At 74.3% G+C, this 19,280-nt stretch carries 17 protein-coding genes; 10 read left to right on the top strand and 7 right to left on the bottom strand.

What is annotated here, in order from left to right:
- Positions 1–31: 31 nt before the first annotated feature.
- On the bottom strand, positions 32–634 hold the full coding sequence (locus ACFY0X_RS18080) for a hypothetical protein (RefSeq protein ID WP_387755614.1): 603 nt from the start codon (positions 632–634) through the stop codon (positions 32–34).
- A 168-nt stretch (positions 635–802) separates the two neighbouring features.
- Between ACFY0X_RS18080 and ACFY0X_RS18085 the strand changes: the two genes are divergently transcribed.
- The 6 genes from ACFY0X_RS18085 to ACFY0X_RS18110 all read left to right on the top strand — a co-directional run bounded on the left by ACFY0X_RS18085 (position 803) and on the right by ACFY0X_RS18110 (position 8,249).
- Positions 803–2,215, top strand: coding sequence for a BTAD domain-containing putative transcriptional regulator (locus ACFY0X_RS18085; RefSeq protein WP_387755617.1), 1,413 nt, complete (start codon positions 803–805; stop codon positions 2,213–2,215).
- Between the two features lie 139 nt (positions 2,216–2,354).
- On the top strand, positions 2,355–3,731 hold the full coding sequence (locus tag ACFY0X_RS18090) for a M14 family metallopeptidase (RefSeq protein ID WP_387755619.1): 1,377 nt from the start codon (positions 2,355–2,357) through the stop codon (positions 3,729–3,731).
- Positions 3,732–4,320: 589 nt separating this feature from the next.
- Positions 4,321–5,043 (top strand): ScbR family autoregulator-binding transcription factor, encoded by a 723-nt coding sequence (locus ACFY0X_RS18095; RefSeq protein ID WP_387755621.1) that lies wholly within the window; start codon positions 4,321–4,323, stop codon positions 5,041–5,043.
- Between the two features lie 299 nt (positions 5,044–5,342).
- On the top strand, positions 5,343–6,188 hold the full coding sequence (locus tag ACFY0X_RS18100) for a BTAD domain-containing putative transcriptional regulator (protein WP_387755623.1): 846 nt from the start codon (positions 5,343–5,345) through the stop codon (positions 6,186–6,188).
- A gap of 134 nt (positions 6,189–6,322) precedes the next feature.
- Complete coding sequence (locus ACFY0X_RS18105) at positions 6,323–7,033, top strand: TetR family transcriptional regulator (RefSeq protein WP_387755626.1); 711 nt, start codon at positions 6,323–6,325, stop codon at positions 7,031–7,033.
- Between the two features lie 424 nt (positions 7,034–7,457).
- Entirely contained in the window at positions 7,458–8,249 is a 792-nt protein-coding gene (locus ACFY0X_RS18110; protein WP_387755629.1) for a putative protein N(5)-glutamine methyltransferase, read from the top strand.
- A 151-nt stretch (positions 8,250–8,400) separates the two neighbouring features.
- Here ACFY0X_RS18110 and ACFY0X_RS18115 read toward each other — a convergent pair whose 3' ends face one another.
- Entirely contained in the window at positions 8,401–8,829 is a 429-nt protein-coding gene (locus ACFY0X_RS18115; RefSeq protein WP_387755632.1) for a PPOX class F420-dependent oxidoreductase, read from the bottom strand.
- 326 nt (positions 8,830–9,155) lie between these two features.
- Positions 9,156–10,604, bottom strand: a complete 1,449-nt coding sequence (locus tag ACFY0X_RS18120) for a pyridoxal phosphate-dependent decarboxylase family protein (RefSeq protein ID WP_387755635.1) — start codon at positions 10,602–10,604, stop codon at positions 9,156–9,158.
- Between the two features lie 274 nt (positions 10,605–10,878).
- Between ACFY0X_RS18120 and ACFY0X_RS18125 the strand changes: the two genes are divergently transcribed.
- The 3 genes from ACFY0X_RS18125 to ACFY0X_RS18135 all read left to right on the top strand — a co-directional run bounded on the left by ACFY0X_RS18125 (position 10,879) and on the right by ACFY0X_RS18135 (position 14,637).
- On the top strand, positions 10,879–12,291 hold the full coding sequence (locus ACFY0X_RS18125) for a cytochrome P450 (RefSeq protein ID WP_387755638.1): 1,413 nt from the start codon (positions 10,879–10,881) through the stop codon (positions 12,289–12,291).
- A gap of 32 nt (positions 12,292–12,323) precedes the next feature.
- On the top strand, positions 12,324–13,301 hold the full coding sequence (locus tag ACFY0X_RS18130) for a pentalenene synthase (RefSeq protein WP_387755641.1): 978 nt from the start codon (positions 12,324–12,326) through the stop codon (positions 13,299–13,301).
- Positions 13,302–13,437: 136 nt separating this feature from the next.
- Positions 13,438–14,637, top strand: a complete 1,200-nt coding sequence (locus tag ACFY0X_RS18135; protein ID WP_387755643.1) for a cytochrome P450 — start codon at positions 13,438–13,440, stop codon at positions 14,635–14,637.
- Between the two features lie 31 nt (positions 14,638–14,668).
- Here the strand turns inward: ACFY0X_RS18135 and ACFY0X_RS18140 are convergent, their stop codons facing one another.
- The 4 genes from ACFY0X_RS18140 to ACFY0X_RS18155 all read right to left on the bottom strand — a co-directional run bounded on the left by ACFY0X_RS18140 (position 14,669) and on the right by ACFY0X_RS18155 (position 18,568).
- Positions 14,669–15,991, bottom strand: a complete 1,323-nt coding sequence (locus ACFY0X_RS18140; RefSeq protein ID WP_387755646.1) for an MFS transporter — start codon at positions 15,989–15,991, stop codon at positions 14,669–14,671.
- A 36-nt stretch (positions 15,992–16,027) separates the two neighbouring features.
- Positions 16,028–16,621 (bottom strand): ArsR/SmtB family transcription factor, encoded by a 594-nt coding sequence (locus ACFY0X_RS18145; RefSeq protein WP_387755649.1) that lies wholly within the window; start codon positions 16,619–16,621, stop codon positions 16,028–16,030.
- Between the two features lie 133 nt (positions 16,622–16,754).
- Positions 16,755–18,209 (bottom strand): MFS transporter, encoded by a 1,455-nt coding sequence (locus ACFY0X_RS18150; RefSeq protein ID WP_387755652.1) that lies wholly within the window; start codon positions 18,207–18,209, stop codon positions 16,755–16,757.
- Entirely contained in the window at positions 18,206–18,568 is a 363-nt protein-coding gene (locus ACFY0X_RS18155; protein ID WP_387755655.1) for a MarR family winged helix-turn-helix transcriptional regulator, read from the bottom strand. The genes ACFY0X_RS18150 and ACFY0X_RS18155 overlap by 4 nt, the downstream gene beginning before the upstream one ends.
- 352 nt (positions 18,569–18,920) lie before the next feature.
- Here ACFY0X_RS18155 and ACFY0X_RS18160 point away from each other — a divergent pair, with 352 nt between their 5' ends.
- Positions 18,921–19,214 carry a DUF1330 domain-containing protein gene (locus ACFY0X_RS18160; protein WP_387755658.1) on the top strand — a complete coding sequence of 98 codons (294 nt, stop codon included), beginning with the start codon at positions 18,921–18,923 and terminating at the stop codon, positions 19,212–19,214.
- Positions 19,215–19,280: the final 66 nt, after the last annotated feature.

Genomic DNA, 19,280 nt, shown 5'->3' on the forward strand with positions numbered 1-19,280 from the left:
GGGGTGCGTCCCCGCCGTACGCGCGGCGTGGTCAGGCGATCTTCGCGCAGAGCGGTTCGGCGGAGCCGTGCTTGATGGTCAGCGTCCGGTAGCCGGTGGCACCGATGTCGATGGTGTAGACGCCGTCGACGGTGTAGAGGTCGCGCGGCAGGTTGCCGGCGCCCGGGCCGACGCCGAGCAGGACCGGGCCGTGGGCGTACCAGGTCTGGGAGCCGTCCGGCCGGTAGTCGACGACGGACCGGCCGCCGGCGTCCGCGTCGTACCAGGCGCCGGTGGTGGTGTTGGTGATCCGCAGGACGAGGGCGCCGCGGAAGGCGGCGCGTCGCACGGTGGTGCCGTCGGGGGCGTACTCCAGGACCCGCCGCTCCACCTCGTCCACCACGGCCGCCATGTGCACGGGGAAGTCGCAGCGGGAGCCGGCCGGGAGGTCGTACGTCGGCGTGGGCGACGGCTCCCAGCCGTCCTGCCCGTTGCCGGCTCCGGACGCCCCGGCCGCTCCGGACGCCCCAGATGCTCCGGACGCCCCGGTCGCTCCGGACGCGGCGCCCGCCGGGGCGGCCGCCAGGCCGGTCAGGGCGAGCACGAGGACGGCGGCCAGCGCGGTGGACGCGGCGGAGAACAGGATTCGTCGCATGATCGGTCCTTCTGGTGAGGTGTCGGGCGGCGTGCGGAGGCCCAGCGTGGCAGGCACCCCTGACCGGATTCTCACCACGCGCCCCGGCCCTCGCCGCCCGGGAACCCGGCGCGGCCCCGCGGACGCGCGTTCGAGGACAGGCCCGGGCCCTGGCTAGGGTGGCCCGCCATGGAGTTCCGACTGCTCGGGTCGTTCGAGGCCGACCACGAGGGTGAGTCCGTCCTCGGCGGCAGCCGCCGCCAGGAGCGGTGCCTGCTGGCCGTCCTGCTGCTGGAGGACGGCCGGGTCGTCACCACCGACCGGCTGATCGACCTGCTGTGGAACGGCAACCCGCCCGGCTCGGCCCGCGGCACCGTCCACACCTACGTCGGACGGCTGCGGGCCCGACTGCGCCCGTACGCGGTGGTGATCGAGACCCGGCACCGTGGGTACGCCCTGGTGCCCGGCCAACACGCCGTGGACGTACGGGAGTTCCTCGAACTGACCGCCCGGGCGGCCGCCACCGGAGACCCCGGCGAACGGCTGCGCTGCCACGACCGGGCGCTCGCGCTCTGGCGCGGGCCGCTGCTCGCGGACGTCGTGGACGACGAACTGCGCGGACGGCTGGGCCGTCGACTGGCCGAGCTGCGGCTGTCCGCCCTGGAGCAGCGGGCCGAGATCCTGCTGGCCATGGGCCGGCACGAGCAGGTGCTCGCCGATCTGACCGCGCCCTGGGCCGGGGCACCCGCCGTCGACGGCTCCACGCTGACCGGCTCTCCCGTCGACGGCTCCCTGCCGACCGGCTCTCCCGCCGACGACCTCCTCTCCCGCGAGCGCCTCGTCCTCGCCCTGATGACCGCCCTCTACCGGGCCGGCCGGCAGGTCGAGGCGCTCGCCCTCTACCGCCGGACCCGGCGCGTGCTGGTCGACGGCCTCGGCGTCGAGCCCGGCGCCGAACTCGCCGCCCTGCACGACCGGATCCTGCGGGCCGACCCCGGGCTGGACCGCCCTCCGGCGCCGCTGTACGCGGTGCGGGTCGGCGACCAGTGGCTGCCGTGGAGCGCGGGCGGCCACCCGGCGCTGGAGTTCTGCAACACCTACGCCGGCTGGGGCGCCGCGCCGGCCGCCGGGTCGGACTGGCTGCGCGGCTACCCGGCGCTCGCGGTCTGGGCCGGCCACCACGACCTCGCCGACGAACCGGTCGTCCAGGCGCTGCTCCGCCGGGCGGCCGAACGGCCCGAGGAGGCCGCCGCGGTGCTCGCCGACGCCCGTGCGTTCCGCTCGGCCCTCTACGGCTGCCTGACCGACCCGCAGGACGGCGCCGCCTTCGGCGCGGTGGCGGCGGTGGTGCAGGAGGCCGGCCGGTCCGCGGTCTTCACCCGCAGCGGGGACGGCCTGGCGCACTGGCGGCTGCCACCGACGGCCGGCCTGCGGCTGCCGCTGTACGCCGCCGCCCGCGCGGCCGGTGAACTGCTCGCCGACCCGCGCCGGTTCACCATCCGGCGCTGCCCCAGCAGCGGCTGCGGCTGGCTCTTTCTGGACGCGAGCGGCCGGCGGCGCTGGTGCAGCCTGGCGACCTGCGGGACGGGGCCGGACTCCTGAGCCGTGCGCGCCGTCCTGCTGCCGCGCTCCGCCTTCCCCGATGTATTGACGAACACATGGCACTGACGGACCATCAAGCTGGCGCGCGCCGCAACTCCTCCACCGTTCCGCCCCCACGGACCACCACAGGAGGACAGTCATGCGACTGCCCCGCCGAGGGAAGCCCGCCGCAGCCACCGCCGTGCTGCTGGCTCTCGCCCTCGCCACCCCGCTCACCGCCCAGGCCGCCTCCGCCGACCGACCGCCGGCACCCTCGTCCGCCACCGCCGACACCACCATCGGCACCGCTTCCGACTCCGCACGGCAGTACCGGCTCGACGGCCCCCGCACCGTCGCCGAGCGCACCGCCGTCGCCGCCACCGGCGCGTCCGTCGACGCCGTGCTGCCCGACGCGGTGGTGGTCACCGCGACCCCCGCCGAGGCCGCGCGACTGCGCGTGCTGGGCTGGTCGCCGGTCGCCCTGCCCGGCCCCCGCTACGGCGCCGAGGCCGGCGACGAGGGCCTGGTCGGGTCGCTGTACGACTTCCCGCAGGCCGACTCCGGGTACCACAACTTCGCCGAGGCCACCGCCGACATCGACGCGGTGGTCGCCGCGCACCCGGACATCATGAGCAAGCGCGTCATCGGCACCTCGTACGAGGGGCGGCCGATCACCGCGGTGAAGATCAGCGACAACGTCGGCGCCGACGAGGACGAGCCCGAGGTGCTGTTCACCGCCCACCAGCACGCCCGCGAGCACCTCACCGTCGAGATGTCGCTCTACCTGCTGCACGAGTTCGGTGACAAGTACGCCACCGACAGCCGGATCGCCAACGCCGTCGACAGCCGCGAGATCTGGGTGGTCCCCGACCTCAACCCGGACGGCGGCGAGTACGACATCGCGACCGGCCGCTACCGCAGCTGGCGCAAGGACCGCCAGCCGAACACCGGCAGCAACAGCGTCGGCACCGACCTCAACCGCAACTGGAACTACAAGTGGGGCTGCTGCGGCGGCTCCTCCGGCTCCACCTCCAGCGAGACCTACCGGGGCAGCGCGCCGGAGTCCGCCAAGGAGACCAAGGTGGTCGCGGACTTCGTCCGCAGCCGGATCGTCGGCGGCAAGCAGCAGATCACCGCCGCCATCGACTTCCACACCTACAGCGAACTGGTGCTCTGGCCGTTCGGCTGGACCACCGCCGACACCGCCACCGGCATGAGCGCCGACGAGTACAACACCTTCGCCGCCCTCGGCCGCGGCATGGCCGCCACCAACGGCTACACGCCCGAGCAGTCGAGCGACCTCTACATCACCGACGGGGCGATCGACGACTGGCTGTGGGGCGCCCAGCGGATCTTCGCCTACACCTTCGAGATGTACCCCGGCCCGAGCGGCAGCGGCGGCTTCTACCCGCCCGACGAGGTGATCGGCCGCGAGACCAGCCGCAACCGCGAGGCGGTCCTGAAGCTGGTGGAGACGGCCGACTGCGTCTACCGCGCGATCGGCAAGCAGCAGCAGTACTGCGGCATCTCGGCCTGACCGGGCGTCCTCGGTCCGGGCCGCGCCACGTGCCCCGCGCGGTGCGACCCGGCGAGGACGGCGGCCGCTGCGTGAGAAGTCGGCCCGGCCGACTTCTCACGCGCCGGCCCTCCCGAGTGCCGGGCGTCAGAGGCCGGGTGTCAGAACATCGGCGGGTGGTCCGGCGTCGGGCCGCCCGCTGCGCCGTGCCCCGCCGCAGGGGGAGCCGGGGCCGGAACCGGGCCGGTTGCCCGTCGTCAGCACCCCCCGCCCAGCCGGAGGCCCGTCCGCACCCGCTTCCATCGGGGAATCCCGCCCGATCCGGTGCAACGCCCGGCCCGCCCGGGAGGTCGGATGTGTAGGGTGACGAACGCCTGGAGGAAACCGTTCGTTCGGTTTTCCGGCGGTGAAGGCGGACCGGTCGGAGACGGAACCGCCGGGACGGTCGAGGCGATTGCTCGCCAAGGGGGCGATGGGCCCTGACGGGTTGTGGGATCGCGGAGTGGTCGGCGGGATTCCTCGACATCGTCTTGTCGGTCGCGGGTGGGGCGCAGCTAAGATACGGGGTGTTTGGTTTTGTTTTCCGGGAGCTCAGGGCGGGTGGTTTTCGGTGGTACGGCAGGAGCGGGCGCTCCGGACACGTCGACTGATCCTGGAGGCGGCAGCCTCGGTCTTCGACGAGTTCGGGTACGAGGGCGCGACCATCGGCGAGGTGGTCTCCCGGGCCGGTGTGACGCGGGGTGCGGTGTATTTCCATTTCGCCTCGAAGCGCGATCTGGCGCAGGGCGTGGTGGAGGAGCAGTTCGTCCAGGACGGAGTTCCCGAACGGAGCTGCAAGCTCCAGGAGTTCGTGGACACCGGGATGGTGGTGGCGTACCTGATGCCGCGTGACCCGCTGCTCAGCGCGGGCGCCCGGCTCTCGCTCGGCCAGGACTTCTTCGACGATCTCGGCGGCGGCGCGATCCCCGGCTGGATCAACCGGTTCGAGGCGCTGCTGGTCGCGGCCGGCGAGCGCGGCGAGCTGCTCCCGCACGTCGTGCCGGAGGACACCGCGTGGCTGCTCGTCGCCGCGTGGACCGGGGTGCAGATCCAGTCCCAGAAGCTCTGCGGCCGGGCGGACCTGGAGTCGCGGGTGTCCGGGCTCTACCAGCACCTGATGCCGAGCATCGCGGTGCCGGGCGTGCTCGGTTCGCTGCGGATGGGGCCGACCCGGGGGGCGGAGGTGGTGGCCGAGGCCGCGGCGGCGCGGGCGACCGCGGAGGGCGGCGGCGTGGACGGTGGAGCGGGCGGTCCCGCGCGCGCCGAGGCGCAGGCGGAGGTCGGGGTGGGCTGACGGAGGGTTACCGGCCCTCCCCGTCAGGGGAATCCGGGCGGGTGAGGGCTGACGGGCGGCGACGGGACCACGGCGGTCCGGCGCCGCCTTTGGTTTGCGCGGAACCGGTCACGGAGGGTAGTGGAAGTCGTGTCCTGGTGACCAGCTGTGTCATCGTCAGAAACAAACAGCACGTTCGGTTTTGTATTGACAAACCGCGCGTCCTGTTTTTGACTGGGTGCCAGTTGACCCAGGGTGTCGGCCCGGGTGCCGGCCGCGGCGAACGGACTGCGGCGTTCCGTGTGATTGGGGTGGTCATCGTGGAGATTCGGGTGCTCGGGGCGCTGGACGTCCGGGTGTGCGGGGTCTCGGTGGTGCCGTCGGCGCCGAAGCCGCGGCAGGTGCTGGGACTCCTGGCGCTGAGGGCGGACCAGGTGGTGTCGGCCGGGATGCTGGCCGACGAGCTGTGGTCCGGCCGTCCGCCGCGCAGCGCACGCACCACCGTGCAGACGTACGTGCTCCAGGTGCGCGAGCTGATCGACCGGGCGCTGGTCGCGGCCGGTGCGGCGCGGGGGGTGTCCGGCGCCAAGGACGTCCTGATGACCTCGCCGGGCGGCTACACGCTCAACAGCGGCGGCGGACCGACGGACCTGCGGGAGTTCGAGCGGCTGGCCGGAACGGGCTACCGGGCGATGGACGGCGAGGACTATCCGGAGGCCGCCCGGCTGCTCGGCGAGGCGCTCGCGCTGTGGCGCGGGCCGGCCTTCGCGGACGTCCCGGTCGGCGGCCAACTGGCCGTCGAGGCAAGGCGGTTGGAGGAGACCCGGCTCTGCGCGCTGGACCAGCGGATCGAGGCCGACCTGCGGCTGGGGCGGCACCGGGTGCTGCTCGCCGAACTCACCGTGCTCGTGGATCGCTACCGCACCCACGAGAGCCTGCACGGCCAGTACATGGTGGCCCTGCACCGCTCCGGCCGCCGGGGCGAGGCGCTGCAGGCCTACCAGCGCCTGCGGAACACCCTGGTGGGGGAGTTGGGCATGGAGCCCTCGGTCGCGCTGCGCCGGCTCCAGCGCTCCATCCTGCTCGCCGGGCCGGAGCGCGCGGAGCGCGAACCCGCCGGGCTGGCCGCCGGATCGGCGGCGGCCAGGCTCAGCCGGGCGGGCTGAACCGGCCGGTCGTCCGGGTCGGCGCCGCGTCGGCGGAACCGGACCCGGACGGCGGTCGGAGGCCGCGGCGCCCGTCGTGGGGCGGTCGCGGACCGGTCGGAACCTGCTTGTCGTCGTGAGGGGTGGTGGGACGGGTGGTTCAGGAGAGGTCGGAACGGACACGCGGGCGGCTGGTGGTGGCGGGGGCGGCGCTGTTCGACCGTCGCGGCTACGCCGGGGCCACGCTCGGCGAGATCGCCGCGGCCGCCGGGGTGACGAAGGGGGCGCTGTACTTCCACTTCGCCTCCAAGGAGGATCTGGCCGGGGCGGTGTCCGGCCAGGCCGAGGGCGCACTGCGGTCGGCCTGCGCGGAGCTGCGGGCCGCCTCCTCCCCGCTCCAGGGGCTGATCGACGCCGGGTACTGGCTGGTCGACGCGCTCGGGACGGACCCGGTGATCCGGGCGGCCTTCCGCCTCGGCCGCGAGGACGCCGGCTGGCAGGCGCCGGGTACGGCCAGGGCGGTCGCGGCCGGGCTCGCCGTGGCTGGGTCCGCCGCGCTCGATCCCGAGCACCGGGCCCTGGCCGAGCTGCGGGGCTTCCACGGCGTCTGGGCCGGGGAGGTGCGCGCCCTGCTGGTCGGCGCCCGGCGCGCGGGCGAGCTGCGCGACCGCTCGGACGGCCTCGGCCCGGAGACCCTGGTGATGACCGCCGCCTGCGGGCTGGAGGTGGTGTTCGCCGACGGCTGCCCCACCGAGGAACGCGCCCGCCGGGTCGGCGCCCTTTGGGAGTGGCTGCTGCCCTGCCTGGTGCCCCCGGGCACGGCCGCCGGGTACCGCACCCGGCCCCCGGCCGCGCAGGCGGCGTGAGACCGGAGCGGTGCCGGTGAGCTGCCCGCCCGTGCGGGACGGTCGGCGGGATCACGTGCTCGGGCGCTACGGTCCGTTGTCAACGTGGCACTGTCAGTGGGTCCGTCGAGGGCTCGATGACGGAGCGGGAGAGCCGGAGCCCCGGTGCGCCACCGGCCGCACCGGGGGCTCGCCGGGCTCATGGGGCCCATCGAAATCCGTCCGGCCATCCCCGGGCGGCGATGCGGTAGGGTTGCCGGAGCCGATTGTGACCGCGACTCAGGGAGGTGAGACCCATTACCGGAATGTCCGAGCGGGTGCTCCCGGAGCGCGGCCGCGTGGGCGCCTCACGCGCATAGCGCGGACGGCGCGCCGACGCGGTGCCGGCCCTGGCGGGAGCCCTGACGGAGTCATCAGCTTCCCGTCTTTTCCCCAAGGGGTTCTCTTGTCGGTCTTCTCCTCCGTTTCCCTCCGTTCCTCGGTGGTCTCCCGGCTGCGCGCCGCCGGGTGCGTCTTCGCCGAGGACGAGGCGCGGATCCTGCTCTCCGCCGCCGCCACGCCCGCCGACCTGGCCGTGATGGTCCGCTCCCGCGCCGACGGCCGGCCGCTCGAACACGTCGTCGGCTGGGCCGAGTTCGCCGGGCTGCGGATCGCCGTCGACCCGGGCGTCTTCGTCCCGCGCCGCCGCAGCGAGTTCCTGGCCGCCACCGCCACCGCGCTGACCGCCCCGGGCGCGGTGGTGCTCGACCTGTGCTGCGGCAGCGGCGCGCTGGGCGCGGCGGTGGCCGCCGCGGCCGCGCACCCGGTCGAGCTCTACGCGGCCGACATCGATCCCGGCGCCGTCCGCTGCGCCCGCCGCAACCTGGCCGGCGCCGCGGCGGGGGTCTTCGAGGGCGACCTGTTCACCGCCGTGCCCGCGGAGCTGCGCGGCCGGGTGGACGTGCTGATCGCCAACGTCCCGTACGTGCCGACCGACGACCTCGGCCTGCTGCCGCCGGAGGCGCGGCTGCACGAGGCCCGGCCCGCCCTGGACGGCGGATCGGACGGGCTGGACGTGCTGCGGCGGGTGGTCGCCGAGGCACCGGAGTGGCTGGCACCCGGCGGGGCGCTGCTGTTCGAGACCAGCGAACGGCAGGCGCCGACGGCCCTCGCGGTGACCCGGGAGGCCGGGCTGGCGGCGGTGGAGAGCTGGCACGAGGACCTGGACGCCACCGTCGTCACGGCGACGCTGGGCTGAACCGCCCCGCTGCCGACGGGAGTTCGCCTCCGGAGCGGAGGCGGAGGCGGAGGCCCGGCCGCCGGTCCCGGAACCGGCGGCCGGGCCGACGGGCCGGGGCGTGAAGGCGGCCGGGCCGTTGCGCCCCGGCCGGCCCGGTTCGGTCCGACGATCAGATGTGGGTGCCGTACACGTGGTCGACCGGGATGGTGAGGAGCACCCGGCGGTCGGAGACCATCACCTCGCGGTACTCCGCCCAGTCCGGGTGCTCGCCGGCGGCGCGGCGGTAGTAGTCCACCAGCGCCTCGACCTCCGGCCCGTCGGGGTCGGTGCCCGGCCCGGTCAGGGCGGCCACGCCCTCGGCGGTGGCCCAGGAGCGGCCGTCCGGCCCGGTCACCTCCAGGCTGGCCCGCGGGTCCCGGCGCAGGTTGGCGGTCTTGGCCAGCCCGTCCCGGGTGGAGATCAGGATGGCGTTCGCCGCGCGGTCGTAGAACGGCATGACGGGGGAGAGCTGCGGCCGGCCGTCCGCCTTGATGGTGGCGAGGATGCCGAGCCGGCTCTGTTCGAGCAGCGCGTACGGGTCGAAAGGAGTGGCGGTCATGGCAGCATCATCGGCCCTCACACCGGTGTGAGGGCAAGGTCCGGCCCGCGTGTTGGGCGAGGGAGGCCCCGCATGACGGCACGGCCGGGCGCGCCGGTGCGGGAGCGTCGGGAAACCACCGCTGCCGTTCATGAACCTCGCCCACGCGGAGTTCATTGCGGGCCTGACCGACCGGGCGGGCGGCGTCTACGGGGACGGCGCGCACCCGTGATCCCGGACGGCCGGGGCGGTGGCCGAAGGGCGACGACCAGGGCCGGGGCCGGGGCCGAGGCCGGGGGAGCGGGGACCACGGCCGGAGTCGACCGGCGGCGGCCCCGCCCCGCTGCTCAGGCCGTCAGCTTCCGGACGGCCCGGGCCAGCGCCTCCGCCGTCCGCCGGACGTCCCCCCCGGTGGTGCGCCAGTTGCTGAACGCCGCGCGCAGGGCGGGCCGCCCCGCGTAGCGGGTGGGGGTGAGGAAGGCCTCGTCGGCCAGCTCGGCGGCGAGCGCGGCCAGCCGCTCCGGCGTCGGGTCCGCGGTCAGCGAGAAGCAGACCACGTTCAGCCGCACCGGGGCGAGCAGCTCCAGGCCGTCGATCCGGGCGACGTGCCCGCCGAGCGTCCGGGCGCCGGAGACGCAGCGCTCCACGATCTCCCGGTGCCCGGCGCGGCCGTACGCCCGCAGGGTGAACCAGGCCGCGAGGGCGCGCAGCCGGTGGGAGTTCTCCGGCGTGAGGTGGACCAGGTCGGGGTGCTCGCTCAGCGGGCCGAGGTAGGCGGCGGCGTTCTGGAAGACCCGGGCCTGGAGGTCCGGTCGGCGGGTGAACTGCACGGCGCTGTCGTACGGCACGTTGAGCCACTTGTGCAGGTCGACGCAGACCGAGTCGGCGAGGTCCAGGCCCGCCACCAGCCGTTCGTGCTCCGGCGACAGCGCGGCGAAGGCGCCGAACGCGGCGTCCACGTGCAGCCAGAACCCGTACCGCTCGCGCAGCGCGGCGATCGCGCGCAGGTCGTCGAAGTCGACGGTGTTGACCGTCCCGGCGTTGGCCACCACCACGCACGGCCCGGCCGCCTCGGCCAGCGCCCGCTCCAGCGCGGCCACGTCCACCGCCTCCCGGCCCGGCAGGACGGGCACCGTCCGCAGCGCCGTACGGCCCAGGCCCAGCACCGACAGCGCCTTGGCGATGCTGGAGTGCGCACTGCCCGACAGCACCCGGACCCGCCCCAGCGCGCCGACCCCGTCCTCGGCGACGTCCACGCCGAGTCGCTCGCCCAGCCACTCGCGGGCGACCGCCAGCCCCACCGTGTTGGACATCGTGGCGCCGCTCACGAAGGTGCCGTGGTGCGCCGCCGAGAGCCCGAACAGCTCCCGCAGCCAGCCGACCGTCTCCCGCTCCAGCTGCTGACCGGCCGGGTCCAGGGCGGAGTTGGAGTTCTGGTCCACGACCGAGGTCAGCCAGTCGCCCGCGAGCGCCGCCGGTGTCGCCCCGCCGGTCACGAACCCGAAGTAGCGCGGCCCGGCGCTGGCCGACAGTCGCGGCTCCCAGCGCTCGGTGAACTCCGCCAGGGCGGCCGGTATCCCGCCGCCCTCCTCGGGGAGCGGTGCGGGGACGGGTGGCACCAGGGCCGATGGCCCGGGCATGGGGGGTACGGGGGCAGCTGGTTCGGCCGCGTCGGCGGCGGGCCGATGGACCACCGGCCGCTCGTCGAGGCCCGCCAGGAAGGCGAGCGCCCGCTGCCGGGTCTCCTCCAGCAGCTCGGGCAACCGGCCGAGATCGGCGGCGAGTTGGGGGTGCATGGCGCTTCTCCGGTGATCGACTGGGCGGTGGGCCCGAGGCTATCCGCCGGGCCGGCCGGAGTCCCGGTCCAATCCGGATCGGGTGGCCTGAAACGCTCGGCGAGGTGGGGGGAATTCTCGCCGTTCGGCTCAAAACCACTCCGGCGGTGCATTTTCAGCCGCTCCCTTGACCTCTCCGGAGGTGGCGAACGATGATCACCGTGCACCACGAACGAGCGAATGTTCCATTGTCGGTCGGGTTTTCGATCCGAAACCTCAGGGAGGTGCAGGGCTCATGCGTTCCACCACCGCTCCCGGGACGGCGCCCGTGGCGCCGGGGCGCATTCCACTGCTCGGCCACCTGCCGCGACTGGCCGTCCAGCGGGTGGGGTTCCTGCAGTCCATCCGCGCGCAGGGCGACATCGTCAGGATATTCCTCGGGAATCGCCCGGTGTACGTCCTGAACTCTCCGGAGGCCGTCCACGAGGTTCTCCTGACACAGAGCAGGAAGTTCGGCAAAGGACTGCTGTTCGACGTCGCCCGGCCTTTCATCGGGAACGGCATCATCACCTCCGAGCGGGATTTCCACCTCCGCCAACGGCGCGTGCTGCAACCCGCCTTCCACCGGGACACCATCGCCGGGTGCGTCGGCACGATGACCGACATCGCCGAGGAGCAGGTGTCGGCCTGGCGCCCCGGCGAGGTGGTCCCGATGGACCTGGTGCTGCGCCGGATGATGACCGTCATGCTCGTGGCGACCCTGTTCAGCACCGAACGCCCGGACGGTGCCGCGGCCGTCGCCGAACTGGGGGAACGCGTCGCCGAGCAGCTGACCACGGTGATGCGCGGCGTCTTCGTGGGCACCGTGCTGCCCGCGCCGATCGCGTCCTCGCCCCTGTTGGGGCACCGCAGGTACCTGGCCGCGGCCGCGGCGCTGCGCGAACTCGCGGACACCGCCGTCCGGCAGGCCCGGCAGGCCGAGCAGGCCGAGCAGGCCGAACAGGCGGGGTCGGAGGGGCCGGAGCGGCGGGGCGGTGCGGGCCACGGCGACCTGCTGTCGATCATGTTCGCCGGCACCCCGGGCAACCCGCGGGGGATGAGCGACGTGGAGGCCCGCGACGAGCTGCTCTCGCTGCTCATGGCCGGCGCCGAGACCACGTCCACCACCCTCGCCTGGGCGCTCCACGAGATCGGCCGGCGCCCGGAACTCACCGAACGGATCAAGGCCGAGTGCGACGCGCTGCCCGTCGGCGCCCTGCCCGCCGCGGCGACGCTTCCGTTCACCGAACGCTTCCTCCGGGAGGTGCTCCGGCTGCACCAGCCCAGCTGGCTGCTCATGCGGCGCGCCCTGGAACCGGTGCGGGTCCGCGGCGTCGACCTGCCGCGCGGAGCCGAACTGATCTACAGCGCCCTGACGATGCACCGGGACCCGGCCCACTACCCGGACCCGCTGCGGTTCGATCCGGACCGGTGGCTCGACCGCACCGAGAAGGACCTGCCACCGGGCGCCTACGTCCCGTTCGCCCTGGGCAACCGGAAGTGCATCGGGGACCACTTCGCGATGACCGAGATGCTGGTCGTCCTCCGTTCGATCGTCTCGCGGTGGCGGCCGCGGCCGGTCGCGGGGCACCGGGTCCGGCCGGTGGTCCACGCGCTGATCCGGCCCAACGCGCTGCCCATGCGCGTCTCACCCTGGCCGGCCGACTGAACCGGCCCCGTTCCCCGGAGGTGCGCCACCCCATGACATCGACGGCAGAGCCCCTCTCCCAGGACGCGGAGGCACCGGCCCTCGACACCGTGCCCTTCCCGCGCCGGATCAGCCCGGACTTCCGGGCCGCCCACGACCGCCACCTCGCCTGGCCCGAGTCCTTCGGCTTCCTGGCCACGGAAGCCGAGCGGGCCCACCACCTCAAGGGCCAGTTCCCGCTGATCGCGGCCATGTTCTACCCGAACGCGACCGGGAGCGAACTGGACATCGGCGTCGACCAGCAGAGCTGGTACTTCCTGTTCGACGACGCGCTCGACGAACAGTGGGGCGGGGAGCCGGAGCGGGTCCGCAACCTCGTCGGGCTGGTCAAGGAGGGCGTCACCGGCGAGGCGTCGCCGCTGCCGCTGGCCGCCGCCTTCGCCGACATGCGGCGGCGCAGCTGCCAGGACATGCCCGGGGACTGGATCCAGCGATCGGCGGCCCACTGGTCGTCCTACCTGGACCACCACGTCCACGAGGCGCGCAGCCGGCGGTCCGGCACGCCCCTGACGCTGAGTGCCTACCTGAGGGTCCGGCGGCACACCATCGGGGTGGCGCCGGTCGTCGACCTCGCCGAGCGGCTGTCCTCGTGCGTCCTGCCGGACCACCTGTACGCGCTGCCGCACCTGTCGGTCATGCGCGAGATGACGAAGACCTTCATCATCTGCGACAACGACATCGTCTCCCTGGCGAAGGACGCGGCCCAGGGGGAGCAGAACAACCTGGTGCTCTGCCTGGAACGGGAACACGGGCTCTCCCGCCCCGAGGCCGTCGCCGGGGCCGCGCGCCGCCGCGGCGAGGCCCTGGAGCTGTTCACCGGCGCCCACCGGGCCCTGCTCGGCTCCACGGCGACGGGCCACCTGGACCCGGCCGAGCGCGACCTGCTGCGGCGCTACTGCACGGAGGCGCTGCAGACCACCATCCGCGGCGCCTTCGACTGGCACCACGCCTCCACCCGGTACCACGGGTAGAGCGCCGCCGTCCGTACCGCGACCGCGTTCCCGGGTCCGTACCGCGACCGCGTTCCCGCATCCATACCACGACCGCGTTCCCGGGCCCGCACCATGACCGCGTTCCCGGGACCGATCCAGCTGAGGAGCCCGCACCATGCCCGAACACCGCTCGGCGTCCTTCGTCGCCTCCGAACGGGACCGCGGCTGCCCGTTCGACCCGTCGCCGGACCTCCGCCGGATGCGCGAGGAGGACGGCCTGCCGCGGCTGCGGGTCTCCCACCCGGTGCACGGCGGGATCGAGGCCGTCGTCCTCACCAGGTACGCCGACGTCCGGGCCGCCTTCGCGGACGACCGCCTGGTGACGGGAAACGGCATCGACCCCTCGCTGCCGCGCACCCTGTTCAACCACCCCGGCTTCCTGCCCGCCTACAGCGGCCCGGAGCACACCCGGCTGCGCCGGATGCTCACCGGCAGCTTCACCGTCCGTCAGGTCGAACGGCTGCGCCCCGCGATCGAGACGATCGTCGCCGACCACCTCGACGCCATGGCGGAGCGGGGCCCGGTGGTCGACCTGGTCCAGGCGTTCGCCCTGCCCATCCCCTCGCTGGCGATCTGCGAACTGCTCGACGTCCCGTACGGCACCAGGGCGATGTTCCAGCGCTGCTCCCAGGTGATCATGGACGGCACCGCCGACGCCGATCAACTCGTCGCCGCCTCAGCCGAGTTGAACACCGCCATGGCGGACATCGTCGCCCGCAACCGGGCCACCCCCGGCGAGGGCGTCCTGGGCGCGGTGGTGCGGCAGCACGGCGCGGAGCTCACCGACGACGAACTCATCGGCTTCGGCGCCACCCTGCTGGTCGGCGGGCACGAGACCACCGCGACCATGCTCGCCCTGAGCGTGCTGGCGCTGCTCCGCCACCCGGAACAGCTCGCCGCCCTCCGCGACGACCCCGAGGTCACCGGCACGGCCGTGGAGGAACTGCTGCGCCATCTCGCCATCCCCGCACCGCTGCTGCGCACGGCCGTGGCCGACGTCGACGTCAACGGCCACCGGATCGCCGAGGGCGAGCACGTCCTGCTCTCCCCGCTGACCGCGAACCGGGACCCCGGCCTCGTCCCCGAGCGCCCGGACGACCTCGACCTGCGCCGCCGTCCGGTCGCCCAGCTGTCCTTCGGCTTCGGCGCCCATCAGTGCCTGGGGCAGCAACTGGCCCGGCTGGAGCTGAAGGTCGCCCTGCCGGCGCTGCTGCGGCGCTTCCCCGGCCTGCGGCTCGCCGTCCCCGACGCCGAGCTGCGCTTCCGCGAGGGCTCGACGGTCTACGGCGTCGAGGCGCTCCCGGTCGCCTGGTGACCGGCGTGCCGCGCGGCTGCCGGGCGGGGGCTCAGTTGCCGGCGGCGCGGGGGAGTTCGGCGCGGCGCACGGCGGGGGAGGCGAGCGCGAGCGCGGCGCCGAGGCAGGAGAGGGCGCCGCAGCCGACGAAGACCGGGGCGGTGCCCCAGGTGGCGACGGCGGCGCCGACCAGCGGGTAGCCGAGCGGGGCGAGGCCGACCATGGTCAGCATCGTGACGGAGGTGACCCGGCCCAGGTAGGTGGGGTCGGCGGCGGTCTGGATGAGGGTGCTGTCCAGGCTGCCGAAGACGCCCGCGCTCAGCCCGACCAGGGCGGCGAGGACGGCGGCGGTCCACAGCTGCGGGACCAGTGCCATGGCCGCCGCGCCGACGCTGGCGGCCAGCAGGGTGCCGGCCATGGTGAGGCCGGCCCTGGGCAGCCGCCCGGCGACGGCGAGCAGCGCGGCACTCGCGGCGGCCCCGGCGCCGAAGCAGCCGACGATCCAGCCGTAGCCGGACGGGCCCCAGCCGCGTTCGGCGTTGAGGAGCACCATGCCGACGTTGAGGGTGCCGGTGAGGCCGAGTTCGCAGACCGCCCCGGCCGCGACCAGCGGGCCGATCAGGCGGTGGTGGCGGATGTAGCGCAGCCCGTCGAGGAGGTCGGCGCGCGCGGTGCCCGGGCGGCGTACCGGGCCGTCGTGCGGGGCGCTTCGCGGGGCGTCGTGCGAGGTGCCGTCCTGGGCGCCGTCCTGGGCGGTGCGGTCGATCGGGCCGATCCGGACGGAGAACAGGAGCGGCAGGGAGAGCGCGAACAGCAGGCCCGCGACGCCGAAGGCGGCGGCCGGGCCGCCCAGGCCCATGGCCAGGCCGCCGAGCGGCGGTCCGGCGATCTGGCCGAGGCGCATCGACAGCGAGCGCAGGCCGGTGACCCGGGCCAGTTGGTCGGGGGTGGTGATCCGGGGCGGGAGAGCACCCACGGCGGGGACGAACAGCGCGTCCACGGCGCCGAAGACCAGCGCCACCGCGACCAGCAGCCAGAGCGCGGGCGCGGTCAGGGCGATGGCGGCGGCCACCGAGAGGATGAGCAGACAGCGCACGGCGTCGCTGCCGAGGACCACCCGGCGCGGGTCGAGCCGGTCGGCCAGCACGCCGCCGCCGAGCATGAGCAGGGCGCGCGGGGCGGCGCCGGCGGCCATGACCAGGCCGACCTCGGCGGGGCCGGCGGACCGCTGGGCGGACCAGCCGAGGGCGGCGAAGTACACGCCGTCGCCGATCAGCGAGGCGGTGTGGGCGGTGAGCCAGCGCAGCACGTTGCCGTCGCGGTGGGCGGGCGGCGTGGCGGTGCGGTCGGGGAGGGTCGGCTCCGCGAGGGCCATGGGGACTCCGGCGGTCGGGGACACGGGGTGCCCGTGTCAGGGGCGGAAGGGGAACCCGTACAGGTGGACGGAGACGTGCTCGCGGCCCACGGTGTCGCCGGCCGCCCTGGACGCCTTGCCGCGCTCCCGCCAGCGCCGCGAGAGGGCCTGCAACTCCTGCTCCATCTCGGCGAGTTCGGTGGCCGTGAGGTCGAGCAGCCACTCCGCGCCGAAGGCCGCGTCGGTCCACTCCCTGCCCCAGGCGGAACTCTGGTCGAGGTAGGCGCGGTACTGGGCGGAGCGGGATTCGACCAGGCTCCTGGTCACCGCGTCGACGGCGGCCGCGCCCTCGGGCGTCCCGGCGAGGTCGGACTCCCGGAAGCCCCAGCCCTCTTCGGAGGAGACCTGCCACCACCGCTCCCGGCCGTCGCCGCTCCGGCCGGCGGCCTCGGTGACGAAGCCCTGCTCGGCGAGCTTGCGCAGGTGATAGCTGACCAGCGATGGGGCCTCGCCGACCTGGGCGCCGAGCTGCGAGGCGGTCGCGCTCCCGGCGGCGTAGAGCAGCCGGTAGAGCCGCACCCGCAGGGGGTTGGTGAACGCCTTCAGACGGGTCAGGTCGGTGATCCGGTCGGGCCGGGGGCTCTCGGGCATGCGACGACGATAGGTCCGCAGGAAAAATTGCGCAATAAAAATTTCAGATTTTCGGGTCAGTCTCGTCGACTCGTCGATATGTCTCCCCGACGCGGGCCAGGGCGACGGGCCGTCACCCTGGCCCGCGAGCCGGTCATCGGCTCGACCGGCCGTGACCCGGCACGCTGGTCGTGGTCGTGGTCGCGGTCGGGTTGCTCTCGGGCGGGCGTCGGCGGGCGACGGCGAGGGCGCTCAGGGCGGTGACCGCCATCGCGGCGATGCCGAGCAGCGCGGCGGTGGTGTAGGCGTGGTCGTCCGGGAAGAGATGACCGGTGTCGGTTCCGCCGGCCAGGACCAGGCCGCCTGTCGCACTGCCCAGGGAGTACCCGACGTTGCGGACGACGTAGTTGAAGCCCATCGCGCTCGACGTCTCGCTCGCGGGCGTGACGGCCAGGATGACGCCGGGCATGGCGGCTGAGAAACTGCCGACGCCGAAGCCCAGCACACCCATCGCGAGGAGCAGTTCGGCCGGGTTCGACCGGGCCGCGGCGAAGAGGACGAACCCGCCGCCGACGACGACGGCGCTGCCGGCCAGGACCACCGGTGCGTCGACCAGCGCCCGAACCCGGGGCGTGAGCCTGCCGGCGACGAACGCCAGCACCGAGAACGGGACGAGGACCAGCCCGGCGACGAAGGTGGTCAGCCCGAAGCCGTAGCCGGCGCTGTGCGGCGTCTGCGCGTACCGGGTGACGAGCGTGAGCAGGAGGTACATGCCGCTCCCGCCGACGAACATGGCGATGTTCGCTCCGGCGACCGCCGGGTGCCGCACCGCCCGGACATCGACCAGGGGCGTCTCGCTGCGCAGTTCGGAGGCGGTCCAGACGCACAGCAGCAGCACGGCGACGACGGCGAGGCCCGCCGCCACGGCGAGGTGACGGCTCCACAGGCTCCGCTGGCCGGCCAGGAACAGGACGAGGGACAGCCCACCCGCGAGGACGAGCGCGCCGGCCACGGTCACGTGGGCGGCGCGGCCCTCGGGAGCCGCGGGTATGGAGCGCCACGCGGTCAGGAGGGCGGCCGCGGTGACGACCAGGCCGAAGCCGTAGGCGGCCCGTACGCCGCCGATCTCGGCGAGCAGTGCGGTGAGCGGGTAGCCGACCCCGGCGCCGATGATCGAGACCACCGAGATCAGGGCGATCGTCGCCGTGCCGCGCTCCTCGGGGAGGTGGTCCCGGGCCACGCCCATCATCAGCGCCGTCAGACCGAGCCCGACGCCCTGGGCCGCCCTGCCGATGAGCAGCCCTGCGAACGGCAGCGGGAGCACGGTGAGCGCACTGCCGACCACGACGATCGCCAGCGTGGCGAGGATCGTGGCCCGTCGGTGCGGGCCGGCTCCGAGCCGGCCGAGGACGGGCGTGGCGACGGCGCCGCTCAGCAGTGCGACGGTCAGCGTCCACTGCGCGCCGTCGAGCGGGACGTGGAAGGTGGTCGCCACGCGGGTGATCAGCGGCGCCCCGAGGCTGGCGACCGCCGCCACGACCAGGGCGACGAACAGCAGGGCGGCGCTCAGCGACCGCTCGTCGGAGCGCTCCGGGGTGCGCCCCGTCACCGCTTCGGTCCCCCGCGGTCCCGGTCTTCCAGCTCCGCCAGGTGCGCCAGCGCCGGAAGCGCCGCCACCAGGGCCTCGACCTCGTCGTCGGGCAGTTCGTCGATCAGCCGCGCGAACGCGTCGACCCCCGCCTGGTGCCGCGTCCGGACGTACGACGCGCCGGCCTCGGTCAGGCACACCAGGGTGACCCGCCTGTCGGACGGATCGCCCCTCCGCTCGACCAGTCCGGACTCCTCCATCACCCGGACCAGCGTGGTCATCGCGGGCTGGGTGACACCCTCGGTCGCGGCCAGGTCGGTGATGCGCCGCGGGCCGGTCCGGTGCAGGGTGGCCAGGGTGGCGGCGGATGTGACGCTCATGTCGCGCGGAAGGCGTCTCACGGTCCTGGCGGCCAGCCCGTAGAGGGCCGACCCGATCGCAGCGGATGCGCCACGAGTGGGATCTTGACGGCTCATGGGTGAAGCATACGATATTTATATGAATCATTTATGTATCTCTCGCCGCGAAGGTCGCGTCCCAGCTCGGGGGCGCGAAGGCGCCCGGGGTGCTGAGGAAGGCCTTGCCGGAGGAGCGAACCGGCGGCCGCGGGTGGCGGCGTCGAACCAGGCCGCATCAGCACGGCCTCACCACGCTCGGTGCCCCGTCGCCGGGAGCGAGCGATCCGAGGGTCGAATCGACGTCGGACACGTCCGACCGAACGCAGGAGGTTCCATGCCCAAGGGCTACTGGGTCAGCGTCTACCACGCCGTTTCCGACCCTGAGAGGCTGAGTGCCTACGACAAGCTGGCCGGTCCGGCCGTCCGGGCCGGGGGTGGGCGGCTCCTGTCCCGCGGCGGCCGAGTCGTCACCCATGAAGCCGGCACCACGCAACGCGTCATTCTGATCGAGTTCGACAGCTTCGAACAGGCCGTCTCGGCCTACGAGAGCGAGGCTTACCGGAAGGCGCTGGTGGTCCTCTCCGGCGCAGTCGAACGCGACTTCCGCATCATCGAAGGCATCGACTGACCGGAGGGCTCGGTCATCGCCGAGCGGAGATGGCGCGGATCGGCCGCGATGCCGCCGCCCGGCCTC

The organism is Kitasatospora sp. NPDC001547 (assembly GCF_042894165.1).
Classification (GTDB): Bacteria; Actinomycetota; Actinomycetes; order Streptomycetales; family Streptomycetaceae; genus Kitasatospora.

Bases quoted from the DNA above. Each gene is read 5' to 3' on its own strand.
- ACFY0X_RS18080 (WP_387755614.1), bottom strand. From the start codon at position 634: ATGCGACGAATCCTGTTCTCCGCCGCGTCCACCGCGCTGGCCGCCGTC.
- ACFY0X_RS18085 (WP_387755617.1), top strand. From the start codon at position 803: ATGGAGTTCCGACTGCTCGGGTCGTTCGAGGCCGACCACGAGGGTGAG.
- ACFY0X_RS18090 (WP_387755619.1), top strand. From the start codon at position 2,355: ATGCGACTGCCCCGCCGAGGGAAGCCCGCCGCAGCCACCGCCGTGCTG.
- ACFY0X_RS18115 (WP_387755632.1), bottom strand. From the start codon at position 8,829: ATGACCGCCACTCCTTTCGACCCGTACGCGCTGCTCGAACAGAGCCGG.
- ACFY0X_RS18120 (WP_387755635.1), bottom strand. From the start codon at position 10,604: ATGCACCCCCAACTCGCCGCCGATCTCGGCCGGTTGCCCGAGCTGCTG.
- ACFY0X_RS18125 (WP_387755638.1), top strand. From the start codon at position 10,879: ATGCGTTCCACCACCGCTCCCGGGACGGCGCCCGTGGCGCCGGGGCGC.
- ACFY0X_RS18130 (WP_387755641.1), top strand. From the start codon at position 12,324: ATGACATCGACGGCAGAGCCCCTCTCCCAGGACGCGGAGGCACCGGCC.
- ACFY0X_RS18135 (WP_387755643.1), top strand. From the start codon at position 13,438: ATGCCCGAACACCGCTCGGCGTCCTTCGTCGCCTCCGAACGGGACCGC.
- ACFY0X_RS18140 (WP_387755646.1), bottom strand. From the start codon at position 15,991: ATGGCCCTCGCGGAGCCGACCCTCCCCGACCGCACCGCCACGCCGCCC.
- ACFY0X_RS18145 (WP_387755649.1), bottom strand. From the start codon at position 16,621: ATGCCCGAGAGCCCCCGGCCCGACCGGATCACCGACCTGACCCGTCTG.
- ACFY0X_RS18155 (WP_387755655.1), bottom strand. From the start codon at position 18,568: ATGAGCGTCACATCCGCCGCCACCCTGGCCACCCTGCACCGGACCGGC.
- ACFY0X_RS18160 (WP_387755658.1), top strand. From the start codon at position 18,921: ATGCCCAAGGGCTACTGGGTCAGCGTCTACCACGCCGTTTCCGACCCT.